Source organism: Aliidiomarina sp. B3213 (genome assembly GCF_003290085.1).
In the GTDB taxonomy this organism is placed as follows: Bacteria; Pseudomonadota; Gammaproteobacteria; order Enterobacterales; family Alteromonadaceae; genus Aliidiomarina.
In genome coordinates this window covers 541,514-555,266 of sequence record NZ_QMKJ01000001.1, presented here as the reverse complement: position 1 = coordinate 555,266, position 13,753 = coordinate 541,514, and the positions used below count along the sequence as shown (strand labels likewise).

The following is a 13,753-nucleotide window of genomic DNA, read 5'->3' as shown; positions in this document are numbered from 1 at the left end:
GATGTATTAACAAAGAGCCGCCGAGTTTTGATAAACTCTGCGGCTCTTTTCGTTGGGAAGTTGGTTGTTGAAATGAAGTCGTTGTTGTCTTTACTTGCTGAATGTAGAACTCAAGATCGTCATAGTCTGAGACGTAAAATTCGTGAGCTTGGGAAAAACAGTGACGAAGAAAAGCTTGCGATTCTCAAAGCTAAAATTGAAGCCTCCCGTGAAAAAGTAAGCCAGAAAAGATCTGGATTTCCGAAAATCAATTACCCTGAGGACTTACCTGTTGTTCAGGCAAAAGATGACATTAAGAAAGCAATACAAGAAAACCAAGTTGTTGTCATTGCGGGAGAAACTGGGTCAGGCAAAACCACACAATTACCCAAGATTTTATTGGAAATGGGCTTTGGGGCAGCGGGTCTTATCGGCCATACGCAGCCACGTCGATTAGCGGCGCGCTCTGTAGCTACACGAATAGCTAGCGAACTAGGTGAGTTAGGAAATAGTATTGTTGGTCATAAGGTTAGGTTTCAAGATAAAACAGGTGACCAGACGTCAGTTAAATTAATGACCGACGGTATATTACTGGCAGAGTTACAAAATGACCGGTTTCTTAACGATTACGAAGTTATTATTATTGATGAAGCCCACGAGCGAAGCTTAAATATAGATTTTCTGTTGGGCGTGTTGAAACAGATTACCGAAAAGCGTACCGACCTAAAAATTATCGTTACTTCCGCGACAATCGAAACTCAACGATTTGCTGAACACTTCAGCAAGGCTCCTATTCTTGAGATTTCTGGCAGAACATATCCTGTGGAAGTTCGATATTCGCCGCTTGAGCGTACAAGTTATGCAGACGACATTCCTAAAACCTACGAAATAGATTTTGAAGAGGGTGTGGTTGACGCTATCGAAGAGCTTTGGCATGAAGCCGTTGGGGATATACTCATTTTCCTAAGTGGTGAGCGGGAAATTCGAGATTTAGCAGAATATCTGTCGAAACATTTGCGTTATCGCAATATTAACCCTGAAATTATTCCATTGTTTGCGCGTCTGTCTGCCCAAGAACAAAACCGTATATTTCAGCCACATCAGGGCGTAAGAATAGTTTTAGCGACCAACGTAGCGGAAACCTCTCTGACCGTACCAGGGATTAAATATGTGATTGACCCAGGTATGGCCAGAATTAGTCGTTATAGCTATCGCTCGAAAGTACAACGACTTCCTGTAGAGCCTATTTCACAAGCAAGCGCGAACCAGCGCGCTGGTCGGTGCGGGCGTCTCGAAGCCGGTATTTGCGTTCGGTTATACAGCGAGGATGACTTTAATCAGCGTCCAGAATTTACCGACCCAGAGATATTAAGAACTAACCTTGCGGCCGTTATTTTGCAAATGGCTAGTCTTAAACTAGGCGACATAAAGGCATTCCCCTTTCTACAAAGGCCTGACGACAGGTTTATTAATGACGGTTTACGGTTACTTGAAGAGCTGCAAGCCGTTGTGCCTTCGGCGAAGCGAAAAGGGAAGTTTGTTCGCCTGACTCCTATGGGGAAGCAGTTAGGGCGCCTTCCTATAGACCCCAAATTAGGCAGAATGATTCTTTGTGCAGCTGAAAAGCATTGTATGCGCGAAGTATTGATTATTGTTGCCGCTCTAAGTATTCAAGATCCGAGAGAGCGTCCGTTGGATGCTCAACAAAAGTCTGATCAGTTGCATGCTCGATTTCACGATGAAACCTCCGATTTCTTGGGTTATTTGAAGCTGTGGAACTATCTCCAAACACTTCAGAAGGAAGTGTCTAAAGGTCAGTTTAGAAAACGCTGTAAGCAAGAGTTCATTCATTACCTTCGAGTTAGGGAATGGCAGGATCTGTACAGCCAACTTAGGATGTCGGTGCGTGAGTTAGGCCTACCATTAAGCGAAGAAGAAGGCGTACCTGATCATATCCATCAAGCGTTGTTGTCTGGGCTACTGTCGCAAATTGGTACAAAAAGTGAGCAGCACGAATACTTGGGGGCAAGACAGACCAAGTTCTTTGTTTTTCCTGGCTCAGCACTGTTTAAGTCACAACCGAAGTGGATTATGGCCGGCGAACTTGTGGAAACATCTCGGCTGTACGCACGTAGTGTAGCGAAAATCAATCCACAATGGATTGAGCCCTTAGCGCTTCATTTGGTGAAGCGCACATATAACGAGCCTGTTTATTCTAAAAAGCAGGGCGCAGTTGTGGCGAACGAGCAGGTCACACTTTACGGGTTGCTTGTTGTTCCGCAGCGCAAAGTTCAGTTTGCTCGAATTGATCCGATACTTTCTCGTGAAATCTTTATCAAAGAAGCACTAGTGAATGGCCGGATACAAAAGGCACCGGAATTCGTAAAACATAACCTAGAACTGATTAGTGAAATACAAGATCTCGAGGCGAAGTCGAGAAGGCGAGATCTATTAGTTGACGAGATTGCTTTGTTCCATGCATATGAGCAATACATACCCGAACATATTTATGATGATCGAAGCTTATTGAATTGGTGGAAGAAGCTTTCTAAAGCCGATAGAGAAAGCTTGTTTTTTACCCAAGCGCAATTATTGAAACAGTCCACCGAGCACGTTCAGGAAGAACAATATCCAGACTTTTGGCAGCAAGGACAATTAAAAATACCGCTTAGGTACGTGTTCGAGCCGAGTGCAGATGACGACGGTGTGAACGTTACGATTCCATTGGCAGCTTTAAATCAAGTTCAAGAGCAAGGCTTCGACTGGCAGGTTCCTGCGTTTAGAAAGGAATTAGTCGCTGCATGGATTAAGAGTTTACCCAAGAAGTGGCGTCGAAACTTTGTGCCAGCGCCAGAGTTTGCGCAAGCTATTTTAAGCTCGGTTGAAAGCACGAAAGAACCATTGTTAAGTGTAATGACGAGGGAATTAAAGCGTATCACCGGTATAGAAGTACCTGCAGATGAATGGAATGCAGAACTTATTCCTAAGCATTTAAAAATTCATTTCAACGTGATTGATGAAAATGAGAAATTAATGCTGCGTGCGGATAGCTTAGATGAAGTAAAGCGCAAGTTAAAAGGCGAAGTGAAGGAAACCATTAACAATGCTGCTGGGCAAGATCTAGAGCGCGAAGGAATGACCGAATGGACTTTTGGGGCTTTACCTAAGCCTGTAGAGAAAAGTGAGGGAATATTTACGGTTAAGGCATTTCCAGCACTTCATCAAGAAGGTAAAACGGTTGCAATACGCGTTTTTGAGTCTGAGCATGAGGCTGAGAAATCGCATCGAGAGGGCGTAATTCACTTGCTGTATTTGGGCTGTAGCTCGCCCGTAAAGTATTTACAGCAGTCGCTGCCCGATAAAGCTAAATTGGCGATGTATTTTAATCCGTGGGGCAAAATTGAGGCACTGATTGATGATTGCATTAAGGCTGCAATTAGTAAGCTATTAGGCTCTCAAAATATAAAAGACCAAGAAGCGTTTGCTCGTACCTTAGAACATGTTCGCGGTAACCTTAATGAAGAAACATTACAGATTGCGCAATTAGCGCAAGAGTGTTTGTTGGTAGGACATGAGGTAAGCAAACGTATTAAAGGGAAAATTCCGCTAGCTCAGGCTCGTTCGTATGCAGATATTAAAGAGCATTTAGACAACCTTATTTTCCCTAAATTCGTTTCGAGCTATGGTTACGCTAAATTGCCCGACGTATTGCGGTATTTGCAGGCCTTGAGAAAACGGGTTGAGCGATTAGACGCAGATCCAAATCGTGATCGATTACGCGTTTTACAGGTTGAGAAAGTTACAGAAGAATGGAAAAAGCGTGTCGCGAAGAAGAAGCAAGATAACGAAAATACTGAAACGTTAGATCCGTTTAGGTGGCATATAGAAGAATATCGTGTATCACTATTTGCTCAAGAATTGGGCACGGCGTTTCCGGTGTCTGAGCAACGACTTATGAATGCACTGAAGGAACTGAATTAAAGAAAGGCGTTTACCGCGCTAGATAGCGTGGTAAACGGTTTCAAGTGAGCGTTAAGCGTATAAGCCTAAATTCTCTTTCGCGTAAGCTTCAAACTCTGTACAGCCGCCAATATGTTTCTCGTCGACAAAAATTTGTGGAACGGTGAGTACGGGTTTACCAATAGTCTTTTCTAGATCAGCTTTGCTGATACCCTCCGCAATAATATCTACATAACGATATTCGAAATCGTCTTTTTCGTGTTGGAGAGTCTCTGCGATTTGTTTCGCGCGAACGCAAAATGGGCATGAATCGCGCCCGAATATAACTGCTAGCATTTAAAGCTCCTTTACTACTTGGCTGCGCTAAATTAATTTCTTTTTATATTATGCCTGATTTCGATAAGTGCTACTAATCGTATGTGTAGATGTCGCTATTCGGGAGAATCGATTCCTTAATGCTCGATTTCTAAGTCGGTTTTAGCTTTGCAGGCGCAAGGTAAAATTTCTTGGGGTCTCATGTAGGCGAGGGGGTCGTTAATATACTCAACTTCGCCCGAAATAAGTGTTGTGCGGCAGGCTCCGCAAAAGCCACTGCGACAATGGTAACGGGTTTCAACCCCAGCTTGTTCTAAGGCCTCTAAAAGCGTTTGAGGTTGACCGGGGTCAACCTCAATAACTTGGCTCTTGTTTACTTTAACCTTTAACTTGCTGTTCATGAATTAAAGGTCGAAGTCTCCGAAGTCACCAGCGCTTACTTCACTGTCGATTTGGCCCACTAAGTACGAGCTAATTTCGGCTTCTTGCGGCGCAACTTGCACATTGTCAGAAACTAGATATTTATTCATCCAAGGCAAAGGATTGCTAGTCTGGTCGTATTGAGGCTCGAAGCCAATTGCAGCCATACGAAGGTTCGCAATGTACTCTACATACTGACATAAAATGTCTTTGTTCAAGCCAATCATAGAGCCGTTCTCGAACAAGTATTCAGCCCAGCCTTTTTCTTGCTCTACCGCTGAAGTGAAAATTTCTAATGCTTCTTCACGACACTCTTCGGCAATTTCTTTCATTTCTGGGTCGTCATCACCGTATTGCCACAAGTTTATAATGTGCTGTGTAGAAGTTAGGTGAAGGTTCTCGTCGCGCGCTATAAGGCGAATAATTTTCGAGTTGCCTTCCATAATTTCACGCTCTGCGAAAGCGAATGTACATGCGAAACTTACATAGAAACGAATCGCTTCCAAAGCATTTACAGAGTTTACGCAAAGGAACAACTTTTTCTTCAAGTCACGTACTGAAACTTGGTAGGTTTCGCCTTCAACTTCTACAGTTCCTTCGCCATGGGTTTGCCATAGCTGCGTATAGAAAATAAGGTCATCGTAGTACTTAGAAATGTCTGTCGCGCGTTTGCGAATCTGATCGTTCATGACGATATCGTCAAACACTTTCGCTGGGTCGCTAAACAAATTTCTTAAAATGTGGGTGTATGAACGCGAGTGAATGGTTTCAGAAAATGACCAAGTTTCAATCCAAGTCTCGAGTTCTGGCAATGACACTATAGGAAGTAGGGCGATATTCGGGCTACGGCCTTGTACTGAGTCTAACAACGTTTGATATTTCAAGTTTGAAATGAAAATGTGTTTTTCGCTGTCAGTCATCGCTTGGAAGTCCACGCGGTCGCGGCTAACGTCAACTTCTTCAGGGCGCCAGAAGAAGCTTAACTGCTTTTCAATAAGCTTCTCAAAAATGCTGTGGCGCTGCTGATCATAACGGGCAACGTTAACTGGATTACCGAAAAACATCGGCTCACCAAGAGGATTCACATTCGTTTGATTAAACGTTGAATAGCGCATGTTTAAACTCCTTAAATTTTACAAGCGCCGCCAGCGCAGTCGTCGTCTTCTTCTATCGTTGCAGTCACAGCCGCTTGAGCTTGGTCTGCCTTGTCTTCCATTTTCTTACGAGCTGTAGCTGAAAGGTCGGTTTGACTGTCTGCCGCACCATCGCGTGTATTATGGTAATACATGGTTTTTACACCCAGCTTGTACGCATACAGTAGATCTTGCAGTAACTGACGCATCGGTACTTTACCGCCTTCAAACTTGCCCGGATCGTAGTTGGTGTTTGCAGAAATGGTTTGGTCCACAAACTTTTGCATAATCGCGACAAGCTCTAGGTAACCTTTATTACTTGGGATTGACCACAGCAATTCATACTGGTCTTTCAAACGTTCGAACTCTGGTACAACTTGCTTCAACACACCGTCTTTTGAAGACTTAATGCTGATATGACCACGAGGCGGCTCAATACCGTTTGTCGCGTTAGAGATTTGCGACGACGTTTCAGAAGGCATAAGCGCCGACAACGTAGAGTTACGAAGACCATACTCCTTAATTGAAGCTCGTAAGCCTTCCCAGTCTAAATGCAGAGGTTCTTCACAAATGCTATCGATTTCTTTTTTGTACGTGTCGATAGGCAAGATACCGTCGGCATAAGTTGTCTCGTTAAACTTCGGACACGCACCTTTTTCTTTTGCCAATTCGTTAGAAGCTTTCATGAGGTAGTACTGAATAGCTTCAAAGGTTTTGTGAACCAAGCCGTTTGCACTTCCGTCTGAATAGCGCACACCATTCTTAGCTAAGTAGTAGGCAAAGTTAATAACACCTATACCGAGTGTTCTACGCGCCATGCTTGCACTACGTGCAGCAGGAACAGGGTAGTCTTGGTAATCCAGTAAGCTGTCTAGTGAACGTACCGCTAGGTCGGCAAGTTCTTCTAAATCGTCTAACGACTTAATTGCACCTAGATTAAATGCAGACAAGGTACAAAGCGCAATTTCGCCATTCTCGTCGTTGATATGCTCTAGTGGCTTAGTGGGTAGTGCAATTTCTAAGCACAAGTTACTTTGACGTACAGGAGCAAGTTTCGGGTTAAACGGGCTATGGTTGTTCGTATGATCTACGTTTTGTAAGTAAATACGACCCGTGCTGGCACGTTCTTGCATAAACAAGCTAAACAGTTCGATAGCTTTTATCCGCTTCTTACGAATTGAATCGTCAGCTTCGTATTGCACGTACAAACGCTCAAACTCGTCTTGGTCTGCGAAAAACGCGTCGTATAAACCTGGCACGTCTGAAGGGCTGAATAATGTGATGTAGTCGTCTTTAATCAAACGCTGGTACATGGTTTTGTTGAACTGCACACCATAGTCTAGGTGGCGCACACGGTTTTCTTCTACACCGCGGTTGTTTTTAAGTACCAGTAAAGACTCAACTTCCAAGTGCCAAAGTGGGTAGAACAACGTAGCCGCACCGCCACGAACACCACCTTGAGAGCAGCTTTTAACTGCTGTCTGGAAGTATTTGAAAAACGGAATACAACCTGTGTGGTAGGCTTCGCCATTACGAATAGGGCTACCTAACGCGCGAATACGGCCTGCATTAATACCAATACCCGCACGTTGAGAAACGTATTTTACAATTGCACTTGCCGTTGCATTGATGGAGTCGAGACTGTCACCACATTCAATAAGCACACAGGAGCTAAATTGACGAGTAGGGGTTCTTACACCAGACATGATAGGTGTAGGCAACGAAAGCTTGAATGTAGATGCTGCGTCATAGAAACGGCGAATGTAGTCTAAACGTGTTTCAGCTGGGTATTTGGCGAACAAGCATGCGGCCACTAAAACGTAAAGGAACTGGGCGCTTTCAAACACTTCGCCAGTAACACGGTTTTGAACAAGATATTTACCTTCCAACTGTTTAACAGCAGCATAAGAGAAGTTTAAGTCTCTGCTATGCTCTAGAAAGTCGTTCATCTCGTTGAATTCTGCTTCGCTGTAGTCTTCCAGCAAGTGTTTGTCGTAACGGTTGCTTTCAACCATTGCTTTTACGTGCTGGTATAAGTGCGGAGGCTCGAACTCACCATATGCTTTTTTGCGTAGGTGGAAAATAGCTAGCCGTGCAGCTAGGTATTGATAATCGGGTGCATCTTCAGAGATAAGGTCAGCAGCTGCTTTGATGATGGTTTCGTGAATGTCGTCGGTGCGAATACCGTCATAAAATTGAATTTGTGACTTTATTTCAACTTGCGAGACAGAAACATTGTTTAAACCTTCAGCTGCCCAACTCACCACTCGGTGGATTTTGTCTAGGTCTAATGCTTCTCTTGTTCCATTGCGCTTGGTGACTTGGATAGACTGGCTCATGGCTCCCTCACTCATTTATTGTTATCACTATATCTTGTGTCCGTAGTGGTGTTGGTCTGAAAATAACCACAAGATATTGTGTTGGGGTATGTGCGGTACTTTAGTGAGGAATGTGGTTTTGATCAAGCAAGAAATTTGAAGATTTGAGCATTTTTTTTATTGAACTTTGCGATAGCCATAACTGGCGTGGGTTTCGCTGTTAATTCGATTTTATAATAAAATAATAACCGACAAAGACGACTTAGCTATATATGACTTTTGCGGTAATTTTCTGTCTATTATAAAAGCAGGTACGCCATCAACCTAACCACTGCGCTATGGCCTCTGGTGCTTCTGCGACGAAATCATAGCCCCAGCTCTCTGGGTTGTCCTGCTCGGTAAAATAGCCCCAGTTTGCTAAAACCGTTTTCATATTGGCACGGCGACCGGCTTCTATGTCCCGTGCAGCATCTCCTACGTATAAGCAATGCTCGGGTCTTACCTCGAGCTGTTGAGCTGATAGTAAAAGTGGCTCGGGATTCGGCTTCGCCACGCTTAAGGTATCGCCACTGATTATACTTTTCATCGCTTTTAGTTCATCGAACGCCTGTACAATCGGCACCGTATATTTATGAGGCTTGTTGGTTACTACACCTGTTTTAATTCCGATACATTGAAGCTGATTAAGCAACTCTTGTACACCTTCAAAATATCGGGTTTTACTAAGTAAGCACGACTCATATACGCTTAAAAACTCAGTTCTTAATTGGTGTTCGGTTTGAGCATTAAAGTCGTCGCCAAATCCAAGTTGCAACAACCCCCTCGAGCCATGGCTTGCTATTGGGCGTATGCGGTCGTATGAAATTATTTCTCTTTGCCGTTGACGTAACATTTCATTCAATGCGAAACCAAGGTCATGGGCCGTGTCGAGCAGTGTACCGTCAAGATCGAAAATTACGGCCTGAATATCAGTAAGAGAAATGTTTTGCATGACTAGTCCTAAGCTTCTTTTTCACAGCAAACAATGTAGTTTACGTCTACGTTTCTGTCGCTGGTATAAAAAGCAGAGGTAAGTGGGTTGTAATGTATGCCAGTCATTTGCTTCGCAAATAGGCCATTTTCACTGGCGACAGAGAGTAACTCAGATGGCTTAATAAACTTGTTGGCGTCGTGCGTTCCTTTCGGTACCCATTGAAGCACATATTCAGCCATATAAACGCCTAGTAACTTAGCTTTAAGCGTTCTGTTCAATGTAGAGAAAATAACTTTCCCACCAGGTTTAACGAGCTGAGCACAAGCTGCGACAATACTTTCTGGGTGCGGAACGTGCTCCAACATTTCAAGACATGTAACAACTTCGAATTGCTGCTTGTGGTTTTCCGCAAACTCTTCAGCAGTGGATTGCTGGTAATCAATTGAAACTTTGCTCTCTAGCGCGTGAAGCTTGGCTACGCTCAGGCCTTCTTCGCCCATGTCTATAGCTGTTACATTTGCACCAGCTTTTGCCATTGCTTCACTGAGTAATCCACCCCCGCAGCCCACGTCGAGTACTTTTTTGCCATTTAGTCCGGCTACATTCATGTCTATAAACTGAACACGCAGGGGATTGATTTGATGCAACGGCTTAAATTGACCTTCAGGGTCCCACCACTGAGATGATATATCATTAAATTTATTGATCTCAGTAGGATCTACGTTTTGCATGAGGACTCCGAGAAATAGTTTTTTATAAGAATATTAAGTTGTATTAAAGTGTACCTGAGCAAAAACTTTGAAACCAGATCTTGATGCGTTAGAGAGGTGTCAACATAGCATTGCTATGGTATGCTAACTCAGTTCACAGCTCACTTAAGTGAAGACATAACAATAACGATATGAAGTCGAAAGATTCAGGGAATAAAATATGAGCGATCTTGCCAAAGAAGTCCTACCGGTCAATATCGAAGACGAGCTAAAAAATTCGTACTTAGACTATGCCATGAGCGTCATTATCGGTCGGGCACTTCCAGATGTACGGGATGGATTAAAACCAGTTCATCGTCGCGTATTATTTGCAATGAATGTACTGGGTAATGACTTTAACAAGCCGTACAAGAAGTCAGCACGTGTTGTTGGTGACGTTATCGGTAAATACCACCCGCACGGTGACTCGGCTGTATACGATACGATCGTTCGAATGGCTCAACCGTTCTCTCTACGGTATATGTTGGCCGACGGTCAAGGTAACTTCGGTTCTGTAGACGGCGACTCCGCTGCAGCAATGCGTTACACCGAAGTTCGCATGGCGAAAATTTCGCACCAGTTACTTGCCGACTTAGATAAAGAAACGGTCGATTTCGTGCCGAACTACGATGGCACAGAACAAATTCCTGAAGTTTTACCTACCCGCATTCCGAACCTGTTAGCTAACGGTTCTTCGGGTATTGCCGTAGGTATGGCGACAAACATTCCTCCGCATAACCTCAATGAAGTGATTAATGGCTGTCTTGCTATGATCGACAACCCAGACATTACTCTGGAAGAGGTTATGGAATACATTCCGGGTCCTGACTTCCCAACCGCAGGTATCGTTTCAGGGCGCCAAGGGATTATTGATGCTTATAAAACAGGCCGTGGCAAAATTTATATTCGTGCACGTGCTGAAGTTATTGTGGACGAGAACTCAGGTCGTGAAACGATCATCGTTCATGAACTGCCTTACCAGGTAAACAAAGCGAAGCTTATTGAGAAAATCGCTGAGTTGGTTAAAGAAAAACGTATTGAAGGTATTAGCGCATTACGTGATGAGTCTGACAAAGACGGAATGCGTGTGGTTATAGAGCTTAAGCGTGGCGAGTCTGGTGACGTAATGCTTAACCACTTATACCGAAACACCCAGTTGCAAGTAGCATTCGGGTTTAACATGGTTGCCTTGGACAAGGGCCAGCCTAAGTTATTCAACCTTACCGAAATGTTAGAAGCGTTTATTACTCACAGACGAGAGGTAGTAACACGCAGAACCGTTTATGAATTACGCAAAGCGAGAGAGCGTGCACATACACTTGAAGGCTTGGCGATTGCTCTAGCCAACATTAATGATGTGATTGAGCTGATTAAGCGTTCACCTTCACCTGCGGAAGCAAAAGCTGAATTGATCAGTAAAGGTTGGTCTTTAGGCGACGTAGCCGTGATGTTGGAGCGTGCAGGCGTAGACGCTGCGCGTCCTGACTGGGTAGAAGTTGGCTTTGGTGTGGTTGACGGCGAATATCGCCTAACCGAAATCCAAGCGCAAGCCATCCTTGATTTGCGTTTACACAAGTTAACCGGTTTAGAACACGAGAAAATTCTTAACGAATATAAAGATCTTTTATCGCTGATAGAAGAACTTATGCATATCTTGGCAAGTTCTGAGCGCTTAATGGAAGTTATTCGTGAAGAACTTGAGCAGGTTAAAGCTGATTTCGGCGACGAGCGCCGCACAGAAATTACTGCCGCAAGTCACGACATTAACTTGGAAGACTTGATTGAGCAGGAAGACGTTGTGGTAACACTTTCTCACCAAGGTTATGTGAAATACCAGTCACTAGGTGAGTACGAAGCGCAAAAACGCGGCGGTAAAGGCAAAGCAGCGACGAAAATGAAGGACGAGGACTTTATTGAGCGTCTGCTTGTTGCCAACACCCACGACATGATTTTGTGTTTCTCAAGTTTAGGCCGTGTGTACTGGATGAAGACATACCAGTTGCCGCAAGCAAGCCGTGCGTCACGTGGTAAGCCGATTGTTAACTTATTGCCATTACAAAGCGACGAGCGTATTACTGCAATACTGCCAATTTCAGACTTTGAAGATGACAAATTCGTATTAATGGCAACTCGCAGTGGAACTGTTAAGAAGACTCCATTAGTAGAGTACTCTCGCCCACGTTCAAACGGTATTATCGCTTTGAATCTCGCGGAAGGTGATGAGCTTATCGGCGTTGATATTACCAACGGCTCGAATGAAGTGCTGTTGTTCTCTGACGCCGGTAAAGTGGTACGTTTTGCAGAAGACCAAGTACGCTCGATGGGCCGCACAGCCACTGGTGTTCGAGGAATGCGAATTGAAGACGAGCAAAAAATTGTGTCTTTAATTATTCCGCGTTCGCAAGACAATGCAATTCTAACGGTAACAGAAAACGGTTTCGGTAAGCGTACGCCATTAGCTGATTACCCAGCGAAGAGTCGTGCAACGAAAGGTGTCGTATCTATTAAAGTAAGCGAACGAAATGGCGCTGTGGTTGGTGCTCTAGAAGTTGAAAGTGGTGAGCACTTAATGCTGATTAGTAACCGCGGAACCCTAGTTCGAACTCGTGTAGATGAAGTGTCGCAAGTCGGCCGAAATACACAAGGCGTTACGTTAATTCGAACTGCAAGTGACGAAGTTGTTGTTGGTGTAGCTCGTATTGCGGAAATCGAAGTTGACGAAGATGCTGAGTTAGATAACGAGAGTATCGACGGGGAAGTTGAAGCAGGCGAGGGTGAGAATAACTCGCCAGAGCAAGGAGAATAAACTTGATCTATAACTTCTCAGCGGGGCCGGCAATGTTGCCGGCTCCTGTGTTAGCGAAGGTACAAAAACAGCTAAATGACTGGCAAGGACTTGGCTTCTCTGTCATGGAAATCAGCCATCGCGACCCGGTATTTATTAAAATGGCGGACGAGTCTGAGCAAGACCTGCGAGACCTCATGTCGATTCCTGACAATTACTCTGTGCTATTTATGCATGGAGGTGGTCGAGGCCAGTTTTCTGCATTACCGCAGAATATTGCAGGTGCAGACGCGACCGTAGACTACTTAAACACCGGCATTTGGTCTCAATATGCGATCAAAGAAGCCCAAAAGTACGTGAAAAACGTGAACGTAGTAGACGCTGTAACTGAGCTTAATGGTAAGAAGCGGGTTCAAGACGTCGACACATGGAACCTTTCAGATAACGCGGCTTACTTTCATTATTGTCCAAATGAAACTGTAGACGGTATTGCTATTCACAACGTACCGCAGGTTAAAGCCCCTGTAGTTGCGGATATGTCATCGGTTATTTTGGCTGAACCGATCGACGTGAGTCAGTTCGGCGTAATCTACGCAGGTGCGCAAAAGAATATCGGGCCTTCGGGGTTTGCCGTAGTCATTATTCGTAATGACTTACTGGAAACGCAACAGGACCGCGTATGCACGGTGATGAACTACAACGTGCAAGCCGAAGAAAAGTCTTTGTACAACACCCCAAATACATTTGCTTGGTATTTGTCAGCGGAAGTATTTAAGTGGATTAAGGCCGAAGGTGGTTTAGAGGCTATGGCTGATTTAAACCACCGAAAAGCCAAATTACTTTATGAATGTATCGATAGTTCGGCGTTTTATAATAACGCTATAGATACTCAGAATCGTTCGATTATGAATGTCCCATTCCAACTTAAAAACCCTGACCTGGACGCGCTTTTCCTGAAACAGTCTGCCGACCAAGGGCTTATTGCGTTGAAGGGGCACCGATTTGTAGGTGGTATGCGAGCGAGTATGTATAACGCAATGCCGTACGAGGGTGCGGTAGAACTTGTAAACTTTATGACCAAGTTTGCACAAGAACATCAATAACAAAAATTGAATTAACAA

8 protein-coding genes and 1 pseudogene are annotated in these 13,753 nt (G+C 44.2%); 3 read left to right on the top strand and 6 right to left on the bottom strand.

Going from position 1 to position 13,753, the window contains the following annotated elements; translation table 11 throughout:
* Positions 1-27: 27 nt before the first annotated feature.
* Positions 28-3,960: an ATP-dependent RNA helicase HrpA gene (gene hrpA / locus DQX04_RS02655; RefSeq protein WP_243618873.1), complete on the top strand. Its 3,933-nt coding sequence runs from the start codon at positions 28-30 to the stop codon at positions 3,958-3,960.
* 51 nt (positions 3,961-4,011) lie between these two features.
* Here the strand turns inward: hrpA and DQX04_RS02650 are convergent, their stop codons facing one another.
* The 6 genes and pseudogenes from DQX04_RS02650 to ubiG all read right to left on the bottom strand — a co-directional run.
* On the bottom strand, positions 4,012-4,275 hold the full coding sequence (locus DQX04_RS02650; RefSeq protein WP_111914244.1) for a GrxA family glutaredoxin: 264 nt from the start codon (positions 4,273-4,275) through the stop codon (positions 4,012-4,014).
* 116 nt (positions 4,276-4,391) lie between these two features.
* Positions 4,392-4,655, bottom strand: a complete 264-nt coding sequence (yfaE, locus tag DQX04_RS02645) for a class I ribonucleotide reductase maintenance protein YfaE (protein ID WP_111914243.1) — start codon at positions 4,653-4,655, stop codon at positions 4,392-4,394.
* A 3-nt stretch (positions 4,656-4,658) separates the two neighbouring features.
* The gene (gene nrdB, locus DQX04_RS02640; RefSeq protein ID WP_111914242.1) at positions 4,659-5,789 is read right to left on the bottom strand and encodes a class Ia ribonucleoside-diphosphate reductase subunit beta; all 1,131 of its coding nucleotides are present in this window, start codon (positions 5,787-5,789) and stop codon (positions 4,659-4,661) included.
* Positions 5,790-5,800: 11 nt separating this feature from the next.
* A complete protein-coding gene (nrdA, locus tag DQX04_RS02635) occupies positions 5,801-8,146 on the bottom strand; it encodes a class 1a ribonucleoside-diphosphate reductase subunit alpha (protein WP_111914241.1) in 2,346 nt (781 codons plus the stop codon).
* 298 nt (positions 8,147-8,444) lie between these two features.
* Complete coding sequence (locus tag DQX04_RS02630) at positions 8,445-9,116, bottom strand: HAD family hydrolase (protein ID WP_111914240.1); 672 nt, start codon at positions 9,114-9,116, stop codon at positions 8,445-8,447.
* Between the two features lie 8 nt (positions 9,117-9,124).
* Positions 9,125-9,841, bottom strand: a pseudogene (gene ubiG, locus DQX04_RS02625) (bifunctional 2-polyprenyl-6-hydroxyphenol methylase/3-demethylubiquinol 3-O-methyltransferase UbiG); the annotation flags it as partial.
* Positions 9,842-10,028: 187 nt separating this feature from the next.
* On the opposite strand from ubiG, the gene gyrA reads away from it, so the two are divergent.
* Complete coding sequence (gyrA, locus tag DQX04_RS02620) at positions 10,029-12,653, top strand: DNA gyrase subunit A (RefSeq protein WP_111914238.1); 2,625 nt, start codon at positions 10,029-10,031, stop codon at positions 12,651-12,653.
* Entirely contained in the window at positions 12,650-13,735 is a 1,086-nt protein-coding gene (gene serC, locus DQX04_RS02615) for a 3-phosphoserine/phosphohydroxythreonine transaminase (protein WP_111914237.1), read from the top strand. The genes gyrA and serC overlap by 4 nt, the downstream gene beginning before the upstream one ends.
* Positions 13,736-13,753: the final 18 nt, after the last annotated feature.